Origin of the sequence: Pantoea sp. Sc1 (genome assembly GCF_000255315.1) — a bacterium.
Classification (GTDB): domain Bacteria; phylum Pseudomonadota; class Gammaproteobacteria; order Enterobacterales; family Enterobacteriaceae; genus Pantoea; species Pantoea anthophila.
The window spans coordinates 918,619-942,030 of the sequence record NZ_AJFP01000001.1 but is presented as its reverse complement, the minus strand read 5'-3'; the positions used below and the strand labels follow the sequence as shown (position 1 = coordinate 942,030).

Below are 23,412 nucleotides of genomic sequence, written 5' to 3'. Positions count from 1 at the left end.
GGATGACCATGGCTTATCAATCACAAGATATTATCCGTCGCTCTGCGACCAGTGGCTTTACCCCGCCGCCGCAGGCGCGCGATCACCAGCGCGAAGTGGCGAAGCTTATTGACGTCACCACCTGCATTGGCTGTAAAGGCTGCCAGGTTGCCTGCTCCGAATGGAACGACATCCGCGATGAGGTCGGTCACAACATCGGGGTCTATGACAATCCCACCGATCTGAGCGCCAAATCCTGGACAGTGATGCGCTTTTCAGAAGTGGAAGAGAACGGCAGGCTCGCCTGGCTGATCCGCAAAGATGGCTGCATGCACTGCGCCGATCCCGGCTGCCTGAAGGCTTGTCCGTCAGCAGGCGCCATCATCCAGTACGCTAACGGCATCGTCGATTTTCAGTCTGAGCAGTGCATTGGCTGCGGCTACTGCATCGCGGGCTGTCCCTTCAACGTGCCCCGCATCAATAAAGAGGATAACCGCGCCTATAAATGCACCCTGTGCGTGGACCGCGTCAGCGTCGGCCAGGAACCCGCCTGTGTGAAGACCTGTCCGACCGGCGCCATTCATTTCGGCAGCAAAAGCGACATGCTGACGCTGGCGGAGGAGCGCGTAGCAGAGCTGAAGTCGCGCGGCTTTGCACAGGCGGGTCTCTACAACCCGGAAGGCGTGGGCGGCACCCATGTGATGTATGTGCTGCATCATGCTGACAAGCCTCAGCGCTATCACGGCCTGCCGGCGAATCCGGGCATCAGCCCGACCGTGACCTTCTGGAAGGGGATCTGGAAACCGCTGGCGGCGGTGGGTTTTGCCGCCACGTTCGCCGCATCAATTTTCCACTATGTCGGCGTCGGTCCGAATCGCGTCACCGACGCGCACGACAGTGACGACGATCAGCAAAGGGAGGATAAATAATGAACAAATCCGATCGTCTGGTGCGCTACCGCGCACCGGAACGCATTAATCACTGGATTGTCGCAATCTGCTTTGTCATCACGGCCTTAAGCGGTCTGGGGTTTTTCTTTCCCTCCTTCAACTGGCTGATGCAGATATTCGGCACGCCACAACTGGCGCGTATTCTGCATCCTTTCACCGGTGTGGTGATGTTTGCCGCTTTTATGCTGATGTTTTTGCGCTACTGGAAAGAGAACCTGATCAATCGTGATGACCTCTGCTGGGCCAGAAATATTCACCGGATTGCACGCAATGAAGAGGTGGGTGACACCGGTAAATATAACTTTGGTCAGAAGTGTGTGTTCTGGGCTGCTATCATCAGCTTAGTCCTGCTGCTTGCCAGCGGCATTGTGATCTGGCGACCTTACTTTGCTGATGCCTTCGCCATTCCGCTGATTCGTCTGGCACTGGTGGTGCATTCGGTGTCAGCAGTGGTACTGATTATCGTCATCATGGTGCATGTTTATGCTGCACTGTGGGTCAAAGGCACACTGACCGCGATGGTTGAGGGCTGGGTCAGCGCCGACTGGGCCAGACATCACCATCCCCGCTGGTTTCGTGAGCAGCGTAAACTGCCAGAAAAACAGGATAAACGCCCCTGATGAGTATTCGCATAATCCCGCAAGATCAGCTGGAGAAAGGCGAAAAGAAGACGGCGGAGAGGATTCCGCCGTTACTTTTTCCACGGCTGAAAAATTTATACAGCCGTCGTGCTGCGCGACTGCGCGACCTGGCGGCGAAAAATCCACTCGGCGACTATCTGCGCTTTGCGGCAACGATCGCCGAAGCGCAGGAGATTGTGCTGTATGACCACCCGCTGCACATCGATCTGCATGCCCGACTGACGCAGAGCGCCAGCGAGGGTAAGCCGCCGCTGAACATCCACACCCTGCCGCGCGATCCGCACTGGCAGCGGCTGCTGCACTCGCTGATTGCCGAACTGAAGCCGGAGATGAGCGGTCAGGCGCTGGCGGTGCTGGAGAATCTGGAAAAAGCCTCCGCCACCGAGCTGGAGACGCTGGCCAGTGCGCTGTTTACCGGCGATTATGCGCAGGTCAGCAGCGACAGAGCGCCCTTTATCTGGGCGGCGCTCTCGCTCTACTGGGCGCAGATGGCGGCCCTGATCCCGGGCAAAGCGCGGGCGGAGATGGGCGATCAGCGGCAGTTCTGTCCGGTGTGCGCCAGTATGCCGGTCGCCAGCGTGGTCCATATGGGCAGTGATGAAGGCGCGCGTTACCTGCACTGTAATCTGTGCGAAAGTGAATGGCATGTGGTACGCAGTAAGTGTACCCAGTGCGAGCAGTCCCGCGATCTGCACTACTGGTCGCTCAACAGCGAGCTGGCGGCGGTGAAGGCAGAGAGCTGCGGCGACTGTGGCACCTACCTGAAGATGCTCTATCAGGAGAAAGATCCGGCCATCGAACCGGTGGCCGACGATCTGGCATCGCTGATACTGGATGCCCGGATGGAGCAGGAAGGTTTTGCTCGCAGCAGTCTCAACCCCTTTATGTTTCCTGGCGAATAGGCGATGAATCCGGAGAACCCGATGAAACTGATTGGCAGCTATACCAGCCCGTTTGTGCGTAAGATTTCGATTATCATGCTGGAAAAAGGCATTACGTTTGAATTCGTCAACGCCTCGCCCTACAGCGATGACAGCCACGTACCGCACTACAATCCGCTGGGCAAAGTCCCGGCGCTGGTCGCTGACGATAAGCAAATCTGGTTTGACTCCAGCATCATCGCGGAATTTCTGGAACTACGCGGGGCAGAGCCTGCCCTGCTGCCTGCTGATCCGCTTGCGTCGCTTAACATCCGTCAGCTGGAGAAGCTGGCGGATGGCATCTGCGATGCCGCACTGGTGATCGTGCGCGAGCAGCTGCGGCCGGGGGATTTGCAGTCAGAGGAGGTGCTGGTGCGCAATCGGGAAAAGATTCAGCGCAGCCTCGACATGCTGGAAGCGAAAGCCGCAGACGGAAAATGGCTCAACAACGGTCAGCTCAATCTGGCGGATATCGCCACCGGCTGTATGATTGGCTATCTCAATTTCCGCCGCGTGGTGCCTAACTGGTGTGTTGAGCGTCCGGCACTGGTGAAGCTGGCGGAAACGCTGTTTCAGCGTGAGAGCTTTGCAATGACAACGCCGCCTGCGGCGTGATGGGTGCTGTAGAGGGCAGGTGACAAAATCAAAAGGTGCGGTTGGGGGGCTAATGGTCTAATCCAGCTCCGAAGCGTGCCGTTTTATCTGACGACGTCCTCAGGCCTGACAATCTGACGCAGGATGAACTGGCTGACTATCGCTGATAGCGGCCTGTTATTTTCCGGGATGTGTGAAGTATCCGCAGAATGCGAACTCCCTCTGTTTCGGCAACATAGATAATGATGAACGGAAAGCGCGGCACCACCAGTTTATATTGTTTTTCTGTGCCGACTTTTATTCCGGCCCGCGGGTTCTCGCTAAGCAGACTGGCCATACGGGTAAACTTATCGTCTGTTGCACTGGCTACCAGCAGGCCAGCCTCACGATACAGATAACGAAATATCGTCTCCCTGTCAGCCTGCGCCTGTTTTTCCCACTGAACGCCTGATATCACAATGTTCCCCGCGCGGCCTGCGCTTTCAGCTCTTCCATGCGGGCATTCATTTCATCGTTACTGATGAACTCATTTTCACCGGCATCATAACGGCTGAACGCCGCCGTGATTTGCTGTTCCAGCCATGCATCATGTTGGCCATCCTGATATTGCCGCTCTTCAGCAGCCAGCTCTTCCACTCGCTGACGCATAACCTCTGTCAGCGTCTTCTTCTGTCGCTCGGCTGCCTGCATGGCAAGTCGTTTAACGTCGTCATCAATCCTGAAGTGGATAGTACTCATAAGCTGCCTCTCGCGTGGTGTCATTTGTGGTGTCATCATGCCTGTCATCCTTTTCTCTGTCACCTTCATCTCACGCTTAAGCGATGCCGGAAATCGCCACGCAAATAGAACTAAATAACCGATTACGGGTGCTGAAGAGGATAGGGGGAAGAGGGTGCAAACGAAATGGTAAACGGAGAAACAATCCGTTTCTCAGAGACGCCTCGCAATCTATTACCTGGCTTTCAGCGAGTTTACAAAGCAGGCGGTGTATATTTGAACAGGAGAAAACTGCAAAGGAAGAGCATAACGAGAGATTATTAGCGCGGGCTGAAGGTGGTGGAACACCAACAGCCCGCTGACCACAACTAACTGAACTGGAGTTAATTATGGCTGGAACAGATTCTACGTCAGAACCCGCTGTACCCCAAGCACGCAAAAGTATCGTCGGATATCGTCCCAATGGCGGCAGACCGAATCCATTACCTCAACTGACTATTAAAGGACGATGGCTGGAACAGTGGGGATTTATTATAGGCCAGCCGGTGAGCATCATTGTCGGGCAGGGGCAGCTGATTATTCGCCTGACTGAGGAGTGATTGGCAGGTAAAGAATACCGGCTCAATTGGGCCGGGATTATTGTGGATATGATGGGGGAGATTTGCGGGCTTTGCGTTCTTCTATCGTGGCAAAGAGCCCTATTCCTGATGCCAACGCTATGCCAATAATCAGACTCACAATAGACAGGTAGCTTAATGACCTGTTGGATAAATCAATGTCTCCGGATGTAATTAACTTCATGACTACGTTATTAATCAAGAAAACAAACGAAAAGAACAAAATCCATAATAAATCGTGCTTAACAGGATAACAGTAAAAGTGGGTCTGTCCGGTGCTTTTTTATTTTTCATGAACTTTATCCTCAAACTTATTACTTATAATTTCTCCTCTGATGCCGCCCCACTAATAGCGCTGACATCAGCCCATCAGTAAGCACTACGCCACCTGCCGCTATTCCCACGTTCTGCCAGACGCCACGCCCCCGAGAGCCTAAGCATAAAAAAAGCAGTCGCTGAAACGGTCACGCTGACCGCCGGATGCAGGATGCAGGATGCAGGATGCAGGATGCAGAATGCAGAATGCAGACCAGAAAAAATAAAAAGGGACGATTGCTCGTCCCTTTTTGCCTCAACCAGAGAGGATTACTGCAGCAGCGAGATATCCGCCACCTGCAGGAACAGCTCGCGCAGTTTTGACAGCAGCGTCAGGCGATTGATTCGCACCGCCTGATCGTCGGCGTTCACCATCACTTTATCGAAGAAGTTATCGACCGCGGTACGCAGCTGTGCCAGTTCGACCAGCGCATCCTGATAACGGCCTTCCGCGAAGTAAGGTTGCAGCTTGCTGCTCAGCGCGGTGACAAAGGTCGCCAGCTGGATCTCTTCATTCTCTTTCAGCAGCGACGCCTGCACGCTCTCATTCAGCGGTTCAGTCGCTTTTGCCAGAATATTTGAGACGCGTTTGTTTGCCGCTGCCAGTGCTGACGCCGCCTCCAGCGTACGGAAGTGCGACACCGCTTTCATACGTGCATCAAAGTCAGCCGGACGGGTCGGACGACGCGCCAGTACCGCCTGCAGCGTATCGATGCTGTGACCCTCTTCCTGATACCAGGCGCGGAAGCGACCCAGCATAAAGTCGATCACATCATCCACCACGCGGGCGTTGCTCAGCTTGCTGCCATACAGACGCACCGCTTCTTCCGTCAGGGTCTGCAGATCCAGCGGCAGGTTCTTCTCAACGATGATACGCAGCACGCCCAGCGCCGCACGACGCAGCGCGAACGGATCTTTGTCGCCTTTCGGATGCTGACCAATGCCGAAAATACCGGCCAGGGTATCCATCTTATCGGCAATCGCCAGCGCACAGGCGACCGGGCTGGACGGCAGATCGTCACCGGCAAAGCGCGGCTGATACTGCTCATTCAGCGCGACCGCCACATCTTCAGCTTCGCCGTCGTGACGCGCGTAGTGCATGCCCATCACGCCCTGGGTGTCGGTGAACTCAAAGACCATATTGGTCATCAGGTCGCACTTCGACAGCAGGCCGGCACGGGTGGCGTGATTCACATCGGCGCCGATCTGGCCGGCGATCCAGCCCGCCAGCGCCTGAATGCGATCGGTTTTATCGCGCAGCGTGCCAAGCTCTTTCTGGAACAGCACGGTTTCCAGACGCGGCAGGTGATCTTCCAGACGTTTTTTACGGTCGGTATTAAAGAAGAACTCCGCATCGGCCAGGCGTGGACGCACCACTTTTTCGTTGCCCGCGATAATCTGGCGCGGATCGCTGGATTCGATGTTAGTGACGAAAATGAAGTTCGGCAGCAGATTACCGTCGTTGTCATACACCGGGAAATATTTCTGATCGCCCTTCATGGTGTAAACCAGCGCTTCGGCGGGCACCTTGAGGAATTTCTCTTCAAAGGTGGCAGTCAGCACCACTGGCCACTCCACCAGCGACGTGACCTCTTCCAGCAGGCTGTCGCTGATATCGGCATTGCCGCCTAAACGGCGCGCGGCCGCTTCAGCATCCGCTTTGATCATCGCCTTACGGGTCTGATAATCGGCGATCACTTTGCCACGCTTTTCCAGCGCGTCAGGATACTGATCGGCGCTCTCAAGGATGATGTCGTTTTCGCCCATGAAGCGGTGGCCGCGGATGTGACGTCCTGACTCAATGCCCAGAATGGTGCCAGGGATCAGCTCATCGCCCAGCAGCATCGTCACCGTGTGTACCGGACGGACAAACTGCACATCGCTGTCGCCCCAGCGCATCAGTTTTGGCACCGGCAGTTTGCCGAGCGCGTTAGCAATCATTGCTGGCAGCAGCGTCTGAGCCGCTTCGCCTTTCACCTGGGCGCGATAAACCAGCCATTCGCCTTTATCGGTAGCTAGACGTTCGGCCTGGTCGACGGTGATGCCGTTGCCGCGCGCCCAGCCTTCGGCCGCTTTGGTGGCGTTGCCGTCTGCGTCAAACGCCGCAGCGACGGCCGGTCCGCGCTTCTCCACTTCCCGATCGGGTTGTGCGGCGCTCAGGTTCGCCACTTTCAGCGCCAGGCGACGCGGTGCAGCAAACCAGCTGACCTCGCCGTGGCTCAGGTTCGCGGCATCCAGTTCCGCGGTAACCTGCGCAGCAAAGGCTTCCGCCAGGCTGCGCAGGGCTTTTGGTGGCAGCTCTTCGGTGCCGATCTCCACCAGGAAGGTTTGTTCAGTCATGGCTGCCTCTTACTTTTTGTTATTGCACATCGGGAAGCCCATCGCCTCGCGAGAGGCGTAGTAAGCTTCAGCCACGGCTTTGGTCAGAGTACGGATGCGCAGGATATAGCGCTGACGCTCCGTGACCGAAATCGCTTTGCGGGCATCCAGCAGGTTAAAGCTGTGCGCCGCTTTCAGAATGCGTTCGTAGGCGGGCAGTGGCAGCGGTTTTTCCAGCGCCAGCAGATGCTGCGCCTCTTTCTCATACTGCTCAAAGCAGGTAAAGAGGAAGTCGACGTCGGCGTATTCGAAGTTATAGGTGGATTGCTCCACTTCGTTCTGATGGAACACGTCGCCGTAGGTGGTTTTGCCCAGCGGACCGTCGCTCCACACCAGATCGTAAACGCTGTCGACGCCCTGGATATACATCGCCAGACGTTCCAGGCCGTAGGTGATCTCGCCGGTCACCGGCTTACACTCCAGGCCGCCAACCTGCTGGAAGTAGGTGAACTGCGTCACTTCCATGCCGTTGAGCCACACTTCCCAGCCGAGTCCCCAGGCACCCAGCGTCGGGTTTTCCCAGTTATCTTCGACGAAGCGAATATCATGCACCGTCGGGTCCATACCCAGCTCTTTCAGTGAGCCAAGGTAGAGCTCCTGAATGTTATCCGGTGAAGGTTTGATGATTACCTGGAACTGGTAGTAGTGCTGTAAACGGTTCGGGTTTTCACCGTAGCGGCCATCGGTAGGACGGCGTGATGGCTGCACGTAGGCGGCGGCAATCGGCTCCGGGCCCAGTGCGCGCAGGCAGGTCATCGGGTGTGAAGTGCCAGCGCCCACTTCCATGTCCAGCGGTTGAACAATGGTGCAGCCCTGACGCGCCCAGTAATCCTGCAAGGTCAGGATCAGCCCCTGAAAGGTCTTGGTATCAAACTTTTGCATGTTAAGTGTGCACGCGCTTCGGTTGGATTAAAAAAAGAGGCCGACAGTATACCCTTTGACCGCGCGATGTGCAGCCGTAAATCCCGGACGATAGCGGCCCGTTTAAGGGGGATTCAGCGCGCTGGTGTACAGAGGGGTCTGAATCCTGCTGGCGGCAGTTGTTGCACTGGTCGCATTTGGCTACCCTTTCCCGCACGGACGCTATGCGCAAGAGGACGCTATGCCGCAGAAGATTTACTGGATCGATAATTTACGCGCGGTTGCCTGCCTGATGGTGATCGTCATTCACACCACCACCTGGTACATCACCGGGCCGATGGCGGTAAAGGGGGTCGCCTGGGATGCCGCTAATCTGCTGAACTCGGCCTCACGCGTCTGCGTTCCGCTGTTCTTTATGATCTCCGGCTACCTCTTTTTCGGTGAGCGCAGCGCCCAGCCGCGCCATATGCTCCGGCTGGTTCTCTGCCTGCTGTTCTACAGCGCCGTGTCACTCGCCTATATCACCTGGCTGACCCCCATCAGCGAAGGGCGATCGATCCTGAAGATGCTGCAGAAGCCGGTGTTTTATCACCTCTGGTTCTTCTTTGCGCTGATCGGTATCTATCTGCTGTCGCCGCTGATTCAGGTGAAAACGGTCCAGGCGCGCTATGTGGCGCTGCTGGTACTGGTGCTGGCGGTGCTGGCCAACCCGAATACGGTCAGCCAGTCGCTGGGCCCCTTTCATTTTCTGCCGGTGAATCTCTATGTCAGTGGCGACAGTATCTACTATCTGCTCTATGCGCTGCTGGGGCGGGCTATCGGTTCGATGGAGACCACCCGGCGCGGCCTGACACCGCTCGCCGCCGGGCTGTTTATCGCCTGTGTGGCGGGCATTACCCTAGGCACCAAAAAGGCGCTGATCGTTAATGGCGCGTTTAACGATACCTGGTATCTCTACTGTGGACCGCTGGTGTTTATCGCCGCGATCAGCCTGCTGGTGGTGTTTAAAAACTGTCTCAACCAGCGCACCCTGCCCGGTTTTTCGCTGATTGCGCGCTATTCACTGCCGATCTACGGCTTTCACGCGCTGTTTATCCACTATCTGCGCACGCATCACTACGATGACATGTCACGCCCGTGGCTCGACCTGCCCTGGGTGTTCGGGCTGACGCTGGGCGGCAGCCTGCTGCTGGGCATGGCACTGAAACGCGTCGACACCCGTCACTTTGTCAGCTGATCGGCTTCGCGCTGACGGGCGCGTCGTAGCTGGCGCGCCGATGAAAATCCTGCCGCCAGCGCCGCTTTCTCGGCGGACTCTCCCTGCTGCTGCCGCTGACGCGCCACGCCCACCCGCAGCTGTTCGTGATACTCACGCACGCTGATCCCCAGATGCTGACGAAAGAGCCGCGCCAGATGGCGACTGCTGACGTGCGTGCGTCCGGCCAGTTCGGTCAGCGTCCAGCCATGCTCAGGATGGGCAATCATCAGATCCTGCGCCCGGTGAATGGCGGGATGGAGATGGTTGCGGTAACGCAGCCACGGCGAGAGCTGCGGATCATCACCGGCGCGTCGAAACCAGACCACCATTTCACGCGCCACCGCCAGTGCCGTGGGCGTGTCGCAGAGCTGATTAATCAGATGCAGCGCCAGGTCGATACCCGCCGTGATGCCCGCGCTGGTCCAGATGTTCCCGTGCCCGACAAAGACACGGTTCTCTTTGACCCGGGCATGCGGGGCGGCCGCTTTCAGACGGGCAATCACATCATGATGCGTCGTGCATTCAACCTCATCCAGCAGCCCCGCCTGCGCGGCCAGCAGGGCACCTGAGCAGACGCAGACCAGCATACAGGTCTGCGCGCGCAGCGCAGCCTGCTGGCGGATCAGCCACTGGCGCGCCTCGGCGGCCTGCGGCGTGGCGAAGCAGTGCCGGGAGTCATAGACGCCCGGCACCACCAGCAGACTGTCGGCGGGAAGCTGTTCCGGCAGCGGTTCGATGCCGCCAATGGTCATGCCGGTGGAGCAGACGACCTCCGGCTGCGGGCCAATGTAGCGCAGCGTAAAATGATCGCCCGCCAGTTTCAGCGTCTCGGCCGGACCGGTCAGATCCAGCACCATGACGCCAGGCAGGGTTAAAAACCAGACGGTGTGACTCATGGGCCGCGCTACACCAGATCCCAGCCACGGGCTCGCCACAGCGCAGGCAGCTGCGCCATGTCATCGAAGCGCGTCACCAGCGGATGATCCAGTTCCGGATTATGCGCGTCTGCGCAGTAGTAGTAGACCGGAATCCCGGCGGCGATCCCGGCGCGGGCGCCCGCTTCGGAGTCATCCACCAGAATGCAGCGCTCAATCGGCACCTGCATCTGCTCCGCCGCGTGGTACATCAGTTCCGGATCGGGCTTCCAGTGCAGAATGTCATAGCCACTGTAGAGGTGCTCAGCAAACAGCGGCAGCATGCCGGTTAATCCCAGCGAGTGCTGCATCTTCTTTACCGTTCCGTTTGAGACCACGCACATCGGCACCCTGATCTGCTCCACCAGCGCTTTCGCACCGGCGATCGGCTGCAGCTGCTGGTCGAACAGTCGCGCCACTTCCGCGCGGTAGGCGGTTTCGACCTCCTCCATCGGCAGCGACACCTGATGCGCCTCACCCACATCACGAATGATGTCGTAAAGTTTGACGCCCTTATACTTTTCAAACATCTCCTGCAGCGACAGCGTCAGGCCATAGCGGGCAAAGGTATTCACGTAGGCCTGGGTGCAGAGCAGTTCACTGTCCACCAGCGTGCCATCGCAATCAAAAAAGACGCATTCTACTGACATCAGATTCTATCCTTCGATTCAGGTGTGGGTTCCTCACTTTACCGCACTCCGTACAGATTGCGAGACTGGCAATCGGTTGCGAAAAATCATTGTATTGCCCCGGTAAAATCGCCAGGATACGCGCCGATGATTTTTTCTTCTGGATGGATGGCATGAGCAAGCAAGGCGTTTTGCAGCGCATTTTCAGGCTGCAGGAACATGGCACCACGGTGCGTACCGAAGTGATCGCGGGTATCACCACCTTTCTGACGATGGTCTATATCGTCTTCGTCAATCCGCAGATCCTGGGCGTCGCGGGCATGGATACGCAGGCGGTGTTTGTCACCACCTGTCTGATTGCCGCCTTCGGCAGCATTCTGATGGGCCTGTTTGCCAATCTGCCGGTAGCGCTGGCACCCGCTATGGGACTGAACGCCTTTTTCGCTTTTGTGGTGGTCGGGGCGATGGGGTATTCCTGGCAGGTCGGCATGGGCGCCATTTTCTGGGGTGCGGTCGGCCTGCTGATCCTGACGCTGCTGCGGGTCCGCTACTGGATGATTGCCAATATCCCGCTCAGCCTGCGCGTCGGCATTACCGCCGGTATCGGCCTGTTTATCGCCATGATGGGGCTGAAGAATGCGGGCATTATTGTGGCTAACCCCGATACCCTGGTGGCCGTAGGCAACCTGACCTCGCACAGCGTGCTGCTGGGCGCGCTGGGCTTCTTTATTATCGCCATTCTGGCGTCGCGTAATATCCACGCGGCGGTGCTGATCTCCATGGTGATCACCACGGCTATCGGCTGGATGCTGGGCGATGTGAAGTTTGTCGGCCTCTTCTCCGCACCACCGTCGGTAACGTCGGTGGTCGGTCAGGTCGATATCAAAGGCGCATTCAATATCGGCATGGCCGGGGTAATTTTCTCCTTTATGCTGGTCAATCTGTTCGACTCCTCCGGCACGCTGATTGGCGTCACCGATAAAGCGGGCCTGACCGATGAAACCGGCACCTTCCCGCGCATGCAGCAGGCGCTGTATGTCGACAGCATCAGTTCAGTGAGTGGCGCGCTGGCGGGCACCTCCTCGGTGACCGCCTATATCGAGAGCTCCTCCGGGGTGGCGATTGGTGGCCGTACCGGCCTGATGGCGGTCGTCACCGGCCTGCTGTTCCTGCTGGTGACTTTCCTGTCACCACTGGCGGCCATGGTGCCGGCCTACGCCGCGGCGGGCGCGCTGATTTACGTGGGTGTGCTGATGACGGCCAGCCTGTCGCGCGTGCGCTGGGATGACTTAACCGAAGCCGTTCCGGCATTTGTCACCGCCGCCATGATGCCGTTCAGCTTTTCTATCACCGAAGGCATTGCGCTGGGGTTTATCGCGTACTGCGTGATGAAGCTGGGCACCGGGCGCTGGCGTGAGATCAGCCCCTGCGTGGTGATTGTTGCCCTGCTGTTCGTACTGAAGATTGTCTTTATCGACGCGCACTGAGCGCAGTGACTGAGCGCCGCAACCCACCGGTTGCGGCGTTGTCACATCTCAGGATGCAGATTGCGCTCGCTGGGCAGGCTGGTCAGCCGCAGCGCATGCGGCCCGATATTGGGCTTGCCCATCTCCATTTCCCGTAATGCGCGCCACTGAAAGGCGTTATCCATCTCCCACAGATAGAGCCGCTGGGTCGCGGATGAGAGCGCACACGACCAGACCAGCACAGGCTCTGCATCGCAGACTACCTGAATATCGGGATAGAGCGACGACCGCAGCCGCCCTGCACCCGGCAGCAGACGCAGCGAATCCAGCCCCCGATCGCCCTCTCCCGTCAGCTTGAGAATGCTCTGGCGCAGCGTCCAGATCTGGGTCACCGCTTCCATCGCATCCTGCTGGGCATTGATCCAGGCGATTTCGCCGGAGGTCAGCCCCTGAATCAGCTGCTCCTGCGTCTGACGGCTCCGCGCATGCACAATCTCCATATCCAGACCGGCACGCCCGCCCTCTTCAGCCAGCAGCACCCCTACGGTATTACCCGCATAGGCGATGCTGAAATCGGGCAGATCGCGGTCGGCAAAGGCGGGCCGTCCGTTATCCTGAATGGTTAAGCGCGGCAGCTCATTGATGCCATAAATCCGCTGCATCAGCTGTGCCAGCAGGATACGCGCGGCAAGGAAGCGTCCACGGCGTTTTTCAGCAAACTGCTGTGCCGTGTCCCGGATTGCCTGGGGAATGTGCATCTCACTGGCCGGGAAACCGGGGTCACCCGTCCAGCGTACAAAATGACCAGCCATCTGTCGCTCCGTGAAAATGGTCAGATAATCATCAGAGGCATTGTAAGAATTTTCTTAACTTAATGCACCCGGCAACGCACGGATTGGGCTAAATTCGGAATAGGACGAACGGATTCACGGGGGCAAAGCGGACAGTATTATCACAGTTAAAAGAAATTACTGTTGCGAACTCTGGATGCGGAGTAAGAAGAGGATGAACTATGTTGCTGGACGAGATGGTGAAGCGAGAGCGTAGCCTGCACGGTTCTCAGCGCCGCGAGCGGCCATGGCTTGAACAGATACTCCATCCTGAATTTTGTGAGATAACCCGTTCAGGAATTTTTATCACCCGGGCGCAAACCATTGAAGCACTGATAAAAGAAGAGCCACAGCCCGTCATGCTCAGCAGTGGCTTTCAGCTGGTGCGAACAAGCGAGGTGAGTCTGATACTGCACTACCGGAGTTGGGATGCTGACGGTCAAAGGGCCGCACTGCGTGCCTCGCACTGGGTGCGTGAGGGGCAAACCTGGCGTATGGTTTTTCATCAGGGAACACCTGCATCGGAACCGGATTTGATGCGTGAACCCTGACCTCATCATCCGTTCCCGGAAAGAGTTTTACACACGGTGACACCGCTGTCGTGCGGGTGTCATGATGCTGTCGGGTCCGGATCGTGTTGCTGCCGGGCTTTCTGCCGCACACTTTTCTTCCTGTCGATTCAACGGAGAACGCGAATGAGCAGCATCAACCGATTTAAAGCACTGCGCCTGGCCCGCGCCTGGTCACAGGAGCAACTGGCAGAGCTGGCCGGATTAAGCACCCGTACTGTACAGCGGATTGAAAATGGCGAGCGGCCGGGTCTGGAGACGCTGAGTGCGCTGGCTGCGGTCTTTGAGGTCAGCGTCAGTGATCTGACCGATCCGCAGAATGGCGAGAATCCGGCGCTGGATCAGCGGATTGTTGATGCGCGCAGCAGGATCGCGGAGGAAGCACGCTTTTATCGCTCCCTGATCACCGCGGTGGTCATCTGCGCACTGCTTTTCGCGCTTAACGGCGTGACGGCGCCTGGCAATCACTGGGCACGCTGGGTGGCGATTATCTGGGGGGCCTTGCTGTTCATCCGCGCGATGCGGACCTTTGTTTTTCATGGGCTGGCGGACCGCTGGCAGCAAAAGCGCCTGCAGAAGATACTGCGCCGCTGAGGCGTTCACAGGGGGAGTCTCTGATGATGGGCTGTGCGGTTCATGCGCGTCGCGATGCGGATCGCGACGCGGGTAGCATCAGGCGAAACGGCTTGCCTGCTCAAAGCTCAGACGCGGCAGGCGTGGATGCAGTTTTGATGACTCACCATAGCCGAGATTGATCAGCAGGTTGACCTGATACTGACCGTCCGGGAAGAAGGCGTCGTTCACTTTCGCCGGATCAAAACCGGACATCGGACCGGCATCCAGCCCCAGCGAACGGGCCGCCAGAATCAGGTAACCCGCCTGCAGGCTGCTGTTACGGAAAGCCGTCTCTTTTGCCGCTTCCGGGCTGCCGGTAAACCAGCTGCGCGCATCAGCATGCGGGAACAGGGCGGGCAGCTGCTCATAGAACTCACGATCCCACGCCACAATCACCGTGACCGGTGCGCTCATGGTTTTGTCCAGATTGCCGGAAGAGAGGGCCGGTTTCAGCTTCTCTTTCCCCTCCGCTGAGGTCACAAAAACAAAACGCGCAGGCGAGCAGTTTGCCGACGTTGGCCCCAGAGCCGTTAAGGTATAGAGCTGTTCCAGCAGGACATTATCGACCGGCTTATCCTGCCAGTAACTGTGGGTGCGGGCGTCGTTAAACAGCGTGTCCAGAGCGGTCTTATCGAGCGGTGTACTCATGCAACTCTCCTGTAGCAGGCGAAAAGGTTCGCCCGAATAGCTTCACGTATAGGGTCGGCTTGCGGCCTGATGCGGCGGGAGCGGGATCGCTCACGGCGGCACATCAGATCGGCGCCTCTACCGTTATACGATAATGGCGTGCCGCCGCAAAATAACATATCGGCAAGAATCACTGCAGAGAGGGGAATAACGGAGGAACGCGCACGGCGGGAAAGCCAGCCTGACAGCCTACGCCGCCAGGCCAGAGGGATTATTTACCGATACAGAAGCTGGAGAAGATGCGTCCCAGCAGATCGTCAGAGGTGAACTCGCCGGTGATCTCGCTTAACGCCTGCTGAGCAAGGCGCAGCTCTTCAGCCAGCAGCTCGCCCGCCCAGGCGCCGAGCAGCTGTGCTTTGCCCTGCTGCAGGTGGGTTGCCGCTAACTCCAGCGCCTGCAGATGACGGCGACGCGCCAGGAAGCCGCCTTCCATATTGCCGGAGAAGCCCATGCTCTGCTTCAGGTGATCCCGCAGCGCATCGACGCCCTCGCTGGTGCGTGCCGACAGACGAATCAGTGAGTGACCATTGACGTCCGTCAGACCGGGAGACTCACCGGTCACATCCGCTTTATTACGCACGACCGTGATCGGTAGTTGTGGCGGCAGACGCGAAACGAAATCGGGCCAGATGGCCGCCGCTTCGGTGGCATCGGTGGTGGTGGCGTCCACCATAAACAGCACGCGATCCGCCTGTTCAATCTCCTGCCAGGCGCGCTCAATCCCGATGCGCTCCACTTCGTCGCTGGCCTCACGCAGACCGGCGGTGTCGATGATGTGCAGCGGCATGCCATCAATATGAATATGCTCGCGCAGCACGTCGCGGGTGGTGCCCGCAATGTCGGTCACGATGGCGGCTTCACGGCCCGCCAGCGCATTCAGCAGGCTCGATTTACCGGCATTTGGCCGGCCTGCAATCACCACCTTCATCCCTTCACGCAGCAGGCTGCCCTGACGCGCTTCGGCACGGACGGCATCCAGATCACTGACCACCGTATTCAGCTGCGCTTCAATTCTGCCGTCAGAGAGGAAATCGATCTCCTCATCCGGGAAGTCGATCGCGGCTTCGACGTAGATGCGCAGATGCGTGAGTGCTTCCACAAGATGATGAATACGGGCCGAGAAAGCGCCCTGCAGCGAGTTAACGGCTGAACGAGCGGCCTGTTCGGAGCTGGCATCAATCAGATCGGCAATCGCTTCGGCCTGCGCCAGATCGAGCTTGTCATTCAGGAACGCCCGTTCGGAAAACTCACCCGGCTGAGCAATCCGCACGCCTGGCAGGGCCACGATGCGCTTCAGCAGCAGGTCGAGGATCACCGGGCCGCCGTGGCCCTGCAGCTCCAGCACATCTTCGCCGGTAAAGGAGTGGGGGCCAGGGAACCACAGCGCGATACCCTGATCCAGCACGCTGCCGTCGCTGTCGGTAAACGGCAGATAATCGGCGTAGCGTGGCTTAGGCAGTTTGCCCAGCAGCTGGCGGGCGACCTCTGCCGCCTGTGCGCCAGAGACGCGCAGAATGCCGACGCCGCCGCGTCCGGGCGGTGTTGCTTGGGCAACAATGGTATCGCTGTGGCTCATAAATTTTCTCTCGCTACAAAAAACACAGGCGGTCGCTTTGACCGCCTGAGAATAGACTATATAGGGCGGGATGGCTCCCGCGCTGGATCGCTTACGCTTTCTTCTTGTCGCGGCTATGCAGACCACGTTTTTCCAGGCCGCGATAAATCAGCTGCTGCTGGAGAATGGTGACCAGGTTGCTGACGATGTAGTACAGCACCAGACCTGACGGGAACCACAGGAAGAAGACGGTGAAGATCACCGGCATGTACGTCATGATCTTCTGCTGCATCGGATCGGTCACGGTGGTCGGTGACATCTTCTGAATGAAGAACATGGTGATGCCCATCAGAATCGGCAGGATGTAGTACGGGTCCTGCGCAGACAGGTCATGGATCCACAGAATGAATGGCGCATGACGCAGTTCAACCGAGCCTGACAGCATGTAGTAGAGCGCCAGAAAGATAGGCATCTGAATCACCAGCGGCAGACAGCCACCCAGCGGATTCACCTTCTCTGCTTTATACAGCGCCATCATTTCCTGGCTCTGCTTCTGCTTGTCATCACCCAGACGCTCACGCATCGCCTGAATTTTCGGCTGCAGCATGCGCATCTTCGCCATCGAGGTGTACTGCGCTTTGGTCAGCGGGTACATGATGCCGCGCACGATGAAGGTGATCACGATAATGGAGAAGCCCCAGTTACCGATGAAGCTGTGGATAAATTTCAGCAGCTTGAACAGCGGCTGAGAGATAAACCACAACCAGCCGTAATCCACGGTCAGATCAAGGTGCGGCGCAATAGCAGCCATCTTGTCCTGAATTTCCGGGCCGACCCACAGGGTTGCGCCCAGATTCTGCTGTGCGCCTGCCGCGATGGTCACCGGTGCAGATTTATAGCCAATCGCCGCCACGCCGTTACCCAGGTTGCTGGTGTAAAGGGTGTTGGTGCCTTCGGTACGCGGAACCCATGCGGTTGCAAAGTACTGCTGCAGCATCGCCACCCAGCCATTGCTGGTGGTGGTGTTCAGGTTCTCGTTATCCGCGATGGTGTCGAATTTGTACTTCTCATATTTCGACTCGCTGGTGGAGTACGCCGCGCCACGGAAGGTATGCAGTGCAAAGTTGTTGCTGCCGGTATCACGATGCTTAGGCAGATCGATAGTCTGCTTCAGCTGGCCAAACAGCGACACTTCCAGCGGCTGCTGGGTGGTGTTGTTGACATGATAGTCGACATTAACGGCATATTCGCCACGCCTGAAGATGAAGGTTTTGGTGTAAACCACGCCATTTTCAGCGGTATAGGTCATCGGCACACGCAGTTCAGCCTGGCCATCAGCCAGCTCGAAGTGATCCTGTGCCGTGGTGAACAGCGGACGCGCACCGTTGTTCGGGTTATCCGGACCATTACGGCCGGTTAAACCACTCTGCGCCTGATAAAGGAAGGCTGGCGTCGTTTCAAGCAGCTGGAACGGCTGGTCAGAACCCAGTTTGTCCGGGAAAGTCAGCAGCTGTGCCTGTTCTACATCACCGCCGCGGGTGTTGATATTTAATGACAGGACATCGGTCTTAACGGTGATCGTCTGGCCCTGACCGCTGGCCGGTACACCCTGACTGGCGGTATCACCCGCTACGCTGTTGGTGCCCTGTGTGGTCTGCGTCTGCTGTGGCTGCGGAGCGTGGTCCGTCTGCCAGGCTTGCCAGATCATAAAGGTCACGAACAGAAAAGCGATGAGAAAGAGATTGCGTTGCGAATCCATCGTTAATGTTCTCTGGTATCAAAGGTTTTTGGCGGCACAGGATCGTCACCACCCGGGTTCAAGGGGTGGCATTTTAATACGCGTTTTAATGTCAACCAACTGCCTTTTATCAGGCCGAACCTGCGTAACGCCTCAATTCCGTAATGAGAGCAGGTCGGGTGAAACCGACAGTGTGGTCCCAGTAATGGACTGATACCGCGTTGATAGACGCGTATCAGGACGATCAGGAGCCGCGCGCCAGGCGACAGTGACGACGCCATAATTTCTCCAACGCTTCCGCCAGCATACGGTTATCCAGATCGGCAACCCCCTTCTTCGCGACCACCACGAAGTCCATCGACGGCAGTTCATGTTGACGCAGACGAAAGCTTTCGCGGGTCAATCGCTTGATCCGGTTGCGTTCGTGGGCGCGTTTCACATGTTTTTTAGCGACGGTAAGACCGATGCGGGGATGCCCCAGCGCGTTAAGGCGGCCGAGAATAGTGATTTGCGGCGTGCCAGCCCGTTGTGGCTGCTGGAAGACGAAAGTGAAATGAGTGGGAGTTAACAAGCGTAACTCCCTGGGAAATGCGAGCTTACCCATGAGGGCTAGCTTTATTACTTAGAAACGGTCAGACGAGAACGGCCTTTAGCACGACGACGTGCCAGAACCTGACGACCATTTTTTGTTGCCATACGAGCACGGAAACCGTGTGAACGGTTGCGCTTCAGTACGGACGGTTGAAAAGTGCGTTTCATGGCGGTTTCTACCTAAACTTGAAAATTTTCACTGGGTGACGCGTTTCGGGCCAGTAAATCGACCGACGCCTCAATGTGTCTTTAATAAAGAGGCGGGATTGTAATAATTGTACAGTCCCGAGTCAATTTACTTCGCGTGGCACGGTACCTGAAAACCCGCATACAGCCCGCTGAGTTCCGACATTTTGCTTTGGGGCGCAATGTCGGGTGGGGAATTATACGGGCTCCGCTCTAAAGCGCAAGGATCGTACGGGATCTTATTACGATCGGGGGGCGGGATCGTGGGGATAAAACGAGACATCGTCCGAAATTCTGACGCTTTTCGCCAGATCCCTGCGGGTTTTTCCGGCAACTGGCGTAAACTTCTTTGCGCGCCTCAGACCTGTGGATAAAAAGGATCAAAACTGTGTAGAAAGGGAAGATCTCTGTCTCGCTTTGCGCTATGATCCGCCCTTCCGCTGACGATCCTCCGCTGATTGCAGGCTGGAAAACCGCTGATAGCGGTCGCAGGCGCTTTCTTTCGTCTGTGTCAAAAAATGAACGTTTCTTAGAGTAACGCCTACTATTCTTATCGAATTTGTACGAGTGGAGTCCGCCGTGTCACTTACGCTTTGGCAACAGTGTCTTGCCCGTTTGCAGGATGAGCTTCCTGCCACCGAATTCAGCATGTGGATCCGTCCACTGCAGGCTGAGTTAAACGACAATACGCTTGCCTTGTATGCTCCAAATCGCTTCGTACTCGACTGGGTCCGGGATAAATACCTCAATAGTATCAATGCGCTGCTGAATGAATTCTGTGGCCCGAACGTGCCCGCGCTGCGTTTTGAAGTCGGCACGCGCCCGGTTCAGCAGCAGGCGGCAGCGGTCAGCCAGCCGGTCATGGCCAGCGTCAGCGCACCGGTGATGCCCGTGCAGAGCCATGTTCGTCCGGCACCGACGCAGATCGTGCGTCCCAGCTGGGATAATGTGCCGGCACCGGCCGACGTGACCTACCGCTCGAATGTGAATAACCGTCATAACTTCGATAACTTCGTCGAGGGTAAATCCAACCAGCTGGCGCGCGCGGCGGCACGTCAGGTGGCGGATAATCCCGGCGGCGCGTATAACCCACTGTTTCTGTATGGCGGCACCGGTCTGGGTAAAACGCACCTGCTGCATGCGGTAGGTAACGGCATCATTGCCCGTAAACCCAATGCAAAAGTGGTTTACATGCACTCCGAGCGTTTTGTGCAGGACATGGTTAAGGCCCTGCAGAACAATGCGATCGAAGAGTTCAAACGCTATTACCGTTCAGTGGATGCCCTGCTGATCGATGACATTCAGTTCTTTGCCAATAAAGAGCGATCGCAGGAAGAGTTCTTCCACACCTTTAATGCCTTATTAGAGGGCAATCAGCAGATCATCCTCACCTCGGATCGTTACCCCAAAGAGATCAACGGGGTGGAAGATCGTCTTAAGTCCCGTTTCGGCTGGGGGTTAACGGTGGCGATCGAGCCGCCTGAGCTGGAAACGCGGGTGGCGATCCTGATGAAAAAAGCGGATGAGAATGACATCCGCCTGCCGGGTGAAGTCGCCTTCTTTATTGCCAAGCGTTTACGATCCAATGTGCGTGAGCTGGAAGGCGCACTGAACCGCGTGATCGCCAACGCCAACTTTACCGGTCGGGCGATTACGATCGACTTCGTGCGTGAAGCGCTGCGCGATCTGCTGGCGCTGCAGGAAAAGCTGGTCACCATCGATAATATTCAGAAGACCGTGGCTGAGTACTACAAAATCAAGGTCGCCGATCTGCTTTCCAAGCGCCGTTCGCGTTCGGTTGCACGTCCGCGCCAGATGGCGATGGCGATGGCGAAAGAGTTGACGAACCATAGCCTGCCGGAAATCGGCGACGCTTTTGGGGGACGCGACCATACAACGGTGCTTCACGCCTGCCGCAAGATTGAGCAGCTGCGTGAAGAGAGCCACGATATCAAAGAAGATTTCTCTAATCTCATCAGAACATTATCTTCGTGACGCTATGAAATTTATTGTTGAACGTGAGCAGCTGCTGAAGCCGCTGCAACAAGTAAGTGGCCCGCTGGGCGGGCGTCCAACGCTGCCAATCCTCGGAAACCTGCTGCTGCAGGTAACAGAAGGTTCGCTGCTGCTGACCGGTACCGATCTGGAAATGGAGATGGTGGCACGCGTGGCGCTGACGCAGGCGCATGAGCCTGGCGCGACCACCGTTCCGGCGCGTAAATTCCTCGATATCTGTCGTGGCTTACCGGATGGCGCAGAGATCACGCTGGCGCTGGAAGGCGATCGCATGCTGGTGCGCTCAGGACGCAGCCGTTTTTCGCTGTCCACCCTGCCCGCCAGTGACTTCCCGAATCTTGACGACTGGCAGAGTGAAGTCGAATTCACCCTGCCGCAGGCGACGATGAAGCGGCTGATCGAAGCGACCCAGTTCTCCATGGCGCATCAGGATGTGCGTTACTACCTCAACGGCATGATGTTTGAAACCGAAGGGGAAGAACTGCGCACCGTGGCGACGGACGGTCACCGTCTGGCCGTCTGCTCAATGCCGGTTGGCCAGGCGCTGCCGAGTCATTCGGTGATTGTGCCGCGCAAAGGCGTGATTGAGCTGCTGCGTCTGCTGGATGGCGGCGAGACGCCGCTGCAGGTGCAGATAGGCGGCAGCAATATTCGTGCACACGTCGGCGACTACATCTTCACCTCTAAGCTGGTTGATGGCCGTTTCCCCGATTATCGCCGCGTGTTGCCGAAGAATCCCGACAAAGTGCTGGAAGCGGGCTGTGACCTGCTCAAACAGGCGTTTGCCCGTGCGGCGATCCTCTCCAACGAGAAGTTCCGCGGGGTGCGCCTCTATATCACCGAAAACCAGCTGAAGATCACCGCCAATAACCCTGAACAGGAAGAGGCGGAAGAGATGCTGGATGTCAGCTATAACGGCACCGAACTGGAGATTGGCTTTAACGTCAGTTACGTGCTGGATGTGCTGAACGCGCTGAAATGTGAGAACGTGCGTCTGCTGCTGACCGATTCGGTGTCGAGCGTGCAGATTGAGGATGTGGCGAGTCCTGCTGCGGCCTATGTCGTCATGCCCATGCGCTTGTAGGTGTTATATATCGGCCTGGCTTACTTGCTACGTTGCGCCCCGGCAGTGCTCGCCATCCTCACGTACTTCAGTGCGCTCCGGTGGCCCTGCGCTGGCGGGGCGCAACGTAGCTGCGACGCCGACGGCCTGGTTTGGTGCTGGTAAATCCTGAATTTTTACAAGGCAAAACCCATTTTATCCCGATCATTGCCCCTCACGCTGGACTGATTCATGGCTTTAACCCGCCTTCTTATTAAAGATTTTCGTAATATCGAACAGGCTGACCTGCAACTGGCTCCCGGCTTTAATTTTCTGGTCGGCGTCAACGGCAGCGGCAAAACCAGCGTGTTAGAGGCGATCCATACGCTGGGGCATGGCCGGTCGTTTCGCAGCCTGCAGGCGGGGCGCGTCATCCGTCACGACGAGGCGGCCTTTGTGCTGCACGGACGGCTCGAGAGCAAAGAGCGGGAAATTTCGGTCGGACTGACCAAAAACCGGGCCGGTGACAGCAAAGTGCGCATTGATGGCAGCGACGGTCACAAAGTCGCCGAGCTGGCACAGCTGTTGCCGATGCAATTAATTACGCCCGAAGGCTTTAGTTTGCTCAATGGCGGCCCCAAATACCGCAGAGCCTATGTTGACTGGGGCTGCTTCCATAATACGCCTGGCTTTTTCAACGCCTGGAATAACCTGCGTCGCCTGCTTAAGCAGCGCAACGCCGCGCTGCGTCAGGTCACCCGCTACAGCCAGATCCGTCCCTGGGATCAGGAGCTGGTGCCGCTGGCTGAACAGATCAGCCTGTGGCGGGCGGAATACAGTGCCGCCATTTCCGCCGAAATCACCGGCACCTGCAGCCAGTTCCTGCCGGAATTTGACCTGCGCTTCTCCTTCCAGCGCGGCTGGGACAAAGAGAGCGACTATGGCGAGCTGCTGGAACGTAACTTTGAGCGCGATCGTGCACTGACCTACACCGCCAGCGGCCCCCATAAAGCGGATTTTCGAATCCGGGCTGAAGGGACGCCGGTGGAAGATTTACTCTCACGCGGGCAGCTCAAGCTGCTGATGTGTGCATTGCGTCTGGCACAGGGCGAGTTCCTGACAAGCCAGAGCGGACGCCGCTGTATTTACCTCATTGATGACTTTGCTTCTGAGCTGGATGAGAGCCGCCGACGCCTGCTGGCGGAACGGTTAAAAGCCACCCAGGCTCAGGTCTTTGTCAGCGCCATTTCGGCCGGACATGTAATCGACATGAGCGACGAAAAGGGCAAGATGTTCCGCGTGGAACAGGGTAAAATAGCGGTTCAACCTGAAGATTAAAATGA

General features: G+C 57.4%; 25 protein-coding genes. 12 read left to right on the top strand and 13 right to left on the bottom strand.

From position 1 onward, the window contains the following. The first annotated feature begins 8 nt into the window (after positions 1 to 8). From fdxH to S7A_RS04480, 4 genes are read left to right on the top strand one after another with little or no spacing between them, the layout of a single operon-like run. On the top strand, positions 9 to 908 hold the full coding sequence (gene fdxH / locus S7A_RS04495; protein ID WP_009088325.1) for a formate dehydrogenase subunit beta: 900 nt from the start codon (positions 9 to 11) through the stop codon (positions 906 to 908). After that, complete coding sequence (fdoI, locus tag S7A_RS04490; RefSeq protein WP_009088324.1) at positions 908 to 1,549, top strand: formate dehydrogenase cytochrome b556 subunit; 642 nt, start codon at positions 908 to 910, stop codon at positions 1,547 to 1,549. Before fdxH ends, fdoI begins: the two co-directional genes overlap by 1 nt. Continuing rightward, positions 1,549 to 2,472 carry a formate dehydrogenase accessory protein FdhE gene (gene fdhE / locus S7A_RS04485; protein WP_009088322.1) on the top strand — a complete coding sequence of 308 codons (924 nt, stop codon included), beginning with the start codon at positions 1,549 to 1,551 and terminating at the stop codon, positions 2,470 to 2,472. Before fdoI ends, fdhE begins: the two co-directional genes overlap by 1 nt. Before the next feature lie 21 nt (positions 2,473 to 2,493). Then, positions 2,494 to 3,105, top strand: a complete 612-nt coding sequence (locus S7A_RS04480; protein ID WP_009088320.1) for a glutathione S-transferase — start codon at positions 2,494 to 2,496, stop codon at positions 3,103 to 3,105. 136 nt (positions 3,106 to 3,241) lie between these two features. Here the strand turns inward: S7A_RS04480 and S7A_RS04475 are convergent, their stop codons facing one another. Together S7A_RS04475 and S7A_RS04470 are read right to left on the bottom strand one after the other, a co-directional pair. After that, positions 3,242 to 3,541 carry a type II toxin-antitoxin system RelE/ParE family toxin gene (locus S7A_RS04475; RefSeq protein WP_009088318.1) on the bottom strand — a complete coding sequence of 100 codons (300 nt, stop codon included), beginning with the start codon at positions 3,539 to 3,541 and terminating at the stop codon, positions 3,242 to 3,244. Next, positions 3,538 to 3,822, bottom strand: coding sequence for a DNA-damage-inducible protein J (locus tag S7A_RS04470; protein WP_009088317.1), 285 nt, complete (start codon positions 3,820 to 3,822; stop codon positions 3,538 to 3,540). The genes S7A_RS04475 and S7A_RS04470 overlap by 4 nt, the downstream gene beginning before the upstream one ends. A gap of 368 nt (positions 3,823 to 4,190) precedes the next feature. Here S7A_RS04470 and S7A_RS20700 point away from each other — a divergent pair, with 368 nt between their 5' ends. Next, complete coding sequence (locus S7A_RS20700; RefSeq protein ID WP_009088315.1) at positions 4,191 to 4,400, top strand: SymE family type I addiction module toxin; 210 nt, start codon at positions 4,191 to 4,193, stop codon at positions 4,398 to 4,400. A gap of 603 nt (positions 4,401 to 5,003) precedes the next feature. Here the strand turns inward: S7A_RS20700 and glyS are convergent. Together glyS and glyQ are read right to left on the bottom strand one after the other, a co-directional pair. Continuing rightward, a complete protein-coding gene (gene glyS, locus S7A_RS04465) occupies positions 5,004 to 7,073 on the bottom strand; it encodes a glycine--tRNA ligase subunit beta (protein WP_009088313.1) in 2,070 nt (689 codons plus the stop codon). A gap of 9 nt (positions 7,074 to 7,082) precedes the next feature. Next, the gene (gene glyQ, locus S7A_RS04460; protein WP_003849680.1) at positions 7,083 to 7,994 is read right to left on the bottom strand and encodes a glycine--tRNA ligase subunit alpha; all 912 of its coding nucleotides are present in this window, start codon (positions 7,992 to 7,994) and stop codon (positions 7,083 to 7,085) included. 220 nt (positions 7,995 to 8,214) lie between these two features. Here glyQ and S7A_RS04455 point away from each other — a divergent pair, with 220 nt between their 5' ends. Further along, complete coding sequence (locus S7A_RS04455; protein WP_009088311.1) at positions 8,215 to 9,210, top strand: acyltransferase; 996 nt, start codon at positions 8,215 to 8,217, stop codon at positions 9,208 to 9,210. Here S7A_RS04455 and S7A_RS04450 read toward each other — a convergent pair. Both S7A_RS04450 and yieH read right to left on the bottom strand, forming a co-directional pair. Then, positions 9,195 to 10,127, bottom strand: a complete 933-nt coding sequence (locus tag S7A_RS04450) for a GlxA family transcriptional regulator (protein WP_009088309.1) — start codon at positions 10,125 to 10,127, stop codon at positions 9,195 to 9,197. The two genes, S7A_RS04455 and S7A_RS04450, sit on opposite strands and share 16 nt — an antisense overlap. Before the next feature lie 8 nt (positions 10,128 to 10,135). Then, the gene (gene yieH / locus S7A_RS04445) at positions 10,136 to 10,795 is read right to left on the bottom strand and encodes a 6-phosphogluconate phosphatase (protein WP_009088307.1); all 660 of its coding nucleotides are present in this window, start codon (positions 10,793 to 10,795) and stop codon (positions 10,136 to 10,138) included. A 152-nt stretch (positions 10,796 to 10,947) separates the two neighbouring features. Between yieH and S7A_RS04440 the strand changes: the two genes are divergently transcribed. Further along, positions 10,948 to 12,261 (top strand): NCS2 family permease, encoded by a 1,314-nt coding sequence (locus S7A_RS04440; protein ID WP_009088305.1) that lies wholly within the window; start codon positions 10,948 to 10,950, stop codon positions 12,259 to 12,261. 41 nt (positions 12,262 to 12,302) lie between these two features. Here the strand turns inward: S7A_RS04440 and S7A_RS04435 are convergent, their stop codons facing one another. Then, positions 12,303 to 13,052 (bottom strand): 4'-phosphopantetheinyl transferase superfamily protein, encoded by a 750-nt coding sequence (locus S7A_RS04435; RefSeq protein WP_009088303.1) that lies wholly within the window; start codon positions 13,050 to 13,052, stop codon positions 12,303 to 12,305. Positions 13,053 to 13,252: 200 nt separating this feature from the next. Here S7A_RS04435 and S7A_RS04430 point away from each other — a divergent pair, with 200 nt between their 5' ends. Further along, positions 13,253 to 13,621, top strand: coding sequence for a DUF4440 domain-containing protein (locus tag S7A_RS04430; protein ID WP_009088301.1), 369 nt, complete (start codon positions 13,253 to 13,255; stop codon positions 13,619 to 13,621). Positions 13,622 to 13,765: 144 nt separating this feature from the next. After that, positions 13,766 to 14,233 carry a helix-turn-helix domain-containing protein gene (locus tag S7A_RS04425; protein ID WP_009088299.1) on the top strand — a complete coding sequence of 156 codons (468 nt, stop codon included), beginning with the start codon at positions 13,766 to 13,768 and terminating at the stop codon, positions 14,231 to 14,233. Between the two features lie 78 nt (positions 14,234 to 14,311). On the opposite strand, the gene S7A_RS04420 is transcribed toward S7A_RS04425, so the two are convergent. The 6 genes from S7A_RS04420 to rpmH all read right to left on the bottom strand — a co-directional run bounded on the left by S7A_RS04420 (position 14,312) and on the right by rpmH (position 18,993). Further along, positions 14,312 to 14,902, bottom strand: a complete 591-nt coding sequence (locus tag S7A_RS04420; protein ID WP_009088297.1) for a malonic semialdehyde reductase — start codon at positions 14,900 to 14,902, stop codon at positions 14,312 to 14,314. Between the two features lie 250 nt (positions 14,903 to 15,152). Further along, complete coding sequence (gene mnmE, locus S7A_RS04415) at positions 15,153 to 16,517, bottom strand: tRNA uridine-5-carboxymethylaminomethyl(34) synthesis GTPase MnmE (RefSeq protein ID WP_009088296.1); 1,365 nt, start codon at positions 16,515 to 16,517, stop codon at positions 15,153 to 15,155. A gap of 91 nt (positions 16,518 to 16,608) precedes the next feature. Continuing rightward, positions 16,609 to 18,255 (bottom strand): membrane protein insertase YidC, encoded by a 1,647-nt coding sequence (gene yidC, locus S7A_RS04410; protein WP_009088294.1) that lies wholly within the window; start codon positions 18,253 to 18,255, stop codon positions 16,609 to 16,611. 2 nt (positions 18,256 to 18,257) lie between these two features. Next, positions 18,258 to 18,515 (bottom strand): membrane protein insertion efficiency factor YidD, encoded by a 258-nt coding sequence (gene yidD / locus S7A_RS20690; RefSeq protein WP_008926397.1) that lies wholly within the window; start codon positions 18,513 to 18,515, stop codon positions 18,258 to 18,260. Further along, positions 18,479 to 18,838, bottom strand: coding sequence for a ribonuclease P protein component (gene rnpA, locus S7A_RS04405; RefSeq protein WP_008926396.1), 360 nt, complete (start codon positions 18,836 to 18,838; stop codon positions 18,479 to 18,481). Before rnpA ends, yidD begins: the two co-directional genes overlap by 37 nt. Before the next feature lie 14 nt (positions 18,839 to 18,852). Further along, on the bottom strand, positions 18,853 to 18,993 hold the full coding sequence (rpmH, locus tag S7A_RS20685; RefSeq protein WP_003849659.1) for a 50S ribosomal protein L34: 141 nt from the start codon (positions 18,991 to 18,993) through the stop codon (positions 18,853 to 18,855). A gap of 597 nt (positions 18,994 to 19,590) precedes the next feature. On the opposite strand from rpmH, the gene dnaA reads away from it, so the two are divergent. The 3 genes from dnaA to recF all read left to right on the top strand — a co-directional run bounded on the left by dnaA (position 19,591) and on the right by recF (position 23,407). Continuing rightward, complete coding sequence (gene dnaA, locus S7A_RS04400; protein WP_009088291.1) at positions 19,591 to 21,006, top strand: chromosomal replication initiator protein DnaA; 1,416 nt, start codon at positions 19,591 to 19,593, stop codon at positions 21,004 to 21,006. 4 nt (positions 21,007 to 21,010) lie between these two features. Beyond that, positions 21,011 to 22,111, top strand: a complete 1,101-nt coding sequence (gene dnaN / locus S7A_RS04395; RefSeq protein ID WP_009088289.1) for a DNA polymerase III subunit beta — start codon at positions 21,011 to 21,013, stop codon at positions 22,109 to 22,111. Positions 22,112 to 22,321: 210 nt separating this feature from the next. Continuing rightward, on the top strand, positions 22,322 to 23,407 hold the full coding sequence (gene recF, locus S7A_RS04390) for a DNA replication/repair protein RecF (protein WP_009088288.1): 1,086 nt from the start codon (positions 22,322 to 22,324) through the stop codon (positions 23,405 to 23,407). Positions 23,408 to 23,412: the final 5 nt, after the last annotated feature.

What these genes read in the sequence shown, in the direction of transcription:
- fdxH (WP_009088325.1), top strand. Translation starts at nt 9, where the DNA reads ATGGCTTATCAATCACAAGATATTATCCGTCGCTCTGCGACCAGTGGC.
- fdoI (WP_009088324.1), top strand. Translation starts at nt 908, where the DNA reads ATGAACAAATCCGATCGTCTGGTGCGCTACCGCGCACCGGAACGCATT.
- fdhE (WP_009088322.1), top strand. Translation starts at nt 1,549, where the DNA reads ATGAGTATTCGCATAATCCCGCAAGATCAGCTGGAGAAAGGCGAAAAG.
- S7A_RS04480 (WP_009088320.1), top strand. Translation starts at nt 2,494, where the DNA reads ATGAAACTGATTGGCAGCTATACCAGCCCGTTTGTGCGTAAGATTTCG.
- S7A_RS04470 (WP_009088317.1), bottom strand. Translation starts at nt 3,822, where the DNA reads ATGAGTACTATCCACTTCAGGATTGATGACGACGTTAAACGACTTGCC.
- S7A_RS20700 (WP_009088315.1), top strand. Translation starts at nt 4,191, where the DNA reads ATGGCTGGAACAGATTCTACGTCAGAACCCGCTGTACCCCAAGCACGC.
- glyS (WP_009088313.1), bottom strand. Translation starts at nt 7,073, where the DNA reads ATGACTGAACAAACCTTCCTGGTGGAGATCGGCACCGAAGAGCTGCCA.
- glyQ (WP_003849680.1), bottom strand. Translation starts at nt 7,994, where the DNA reads ATGCAAAAGTTTGATACCAAGACCTTTCAGGGGCTGATCCTGACCTTG.
- S7A_RS04455 (WP_009088311.1), top strand. Translation starts at nt 8,215, where the DNA reads ATGCCGCAGAAGATTTACTGGATCGATAATTTACGCGCGGTTGCCTGC.
- S7A_RS04450 (WP_009088309.1), bottom strand. Translation starts at nt 10,127, where the DNA reads ATGAGTCACACCGTCTGGTTTTTAACCCTGCCTGGCGTCATGGTGCTG.
- yieH (WP_009088307.1), bottom strand. Translation starts at nt 10,795, where the DNA reads ATGTCAGTAGAATGCGTCTTTTTTGATTGCGATGGCACGCTGGTGGAC.
- S7A_RS04440 (WP_009088305.1), top strand. Translation starts at nt 10,948, where the DNA reads ATGAGCAAGCAAGGCGTTTTGCAGCGCATTTTCAGGCTGCAGGAACAT.
- S7A_RS04435 (WP_009088303.1), bottom strand. Translation starts at nt 13,052, where the DNA reads ATGGCTGGTCATTTTGTACGCTGGACGGGTGACCCCGGTTTCCCGGCC.
- S7A_RS04430 (WP_009088301.1), top strand. Translation starts at nt 13,253, where the DNA reads ATGTTGCTGGACGAGATGGTGAAGCGAGAGCGTAGCCTGCACGGTTCT.
- S7A_RS04425 (WP_009088299.1), top strand. Translation starts at nt 13,766, where the DNA reads ATGAGCAGCATCAACCGATTTAAAGCACTGCGCCTGGCCCGCGCCTGG.
- S7A_RS04420 (WP_009088297.1), bottom strand. Translation starts at nt 14,902, where the DNA reads ATGAGTACACCGCTCGATAAGACCGCTCTGGACACGCTGTTTAACGAC.
- mnmE (WP_009088296.1), bottom strand. Translation starts at nt 16,517, where the DNA reads ATGAGCCACAGCGATACCATTGTTGCCCAAGCAACACCGCCCGGACGC.
- yidC (WP_009088294.1), bottom strand. Translation starts at nt 18,255, where the DNA reads ATGGATTCGCAACGCAATCTCTTTCTCATCGCTTTTCTGTTCGTGACC.
- yidD (WP_008926397.1), bottom strand. Translation starts at nt 18,515, where the DNA reads ATGGCGTCGTCACTGTCGCCTGGCGCGCGGCTCCTGATCGTCCTGATA.
- rnpA (WP_008926396.1), bottom strand. Translation starts at nt 18,838, where the DNA reads ATGGGTAAGCTCGCATTTCCCAGGGAGTTACGCTTGTTAACTCCCACT.
- rpmH (WP_003849659.1), bottom strand. Translation starts at nt 18,993, where the DNA reads ATGAAACGCACTTTTCAACCGTCCGTACTGAAGCGCAACCGTTCACAC.
- dnaN (WP_009088289.1), top strand. Translation starts at nt 21,011, where the DNA reads ATGAAATTTATTGTTGAACGTGAGCAGCTGCTGAAGCCGCTGCAACAA.
- recF (WP_009088288.1), top strand. Translation starts at nt 22,322, where the DNA reads ATGGCTTTAACCCGCCTTCTTATTAAAGATTTTCGTAATATCGAACAG.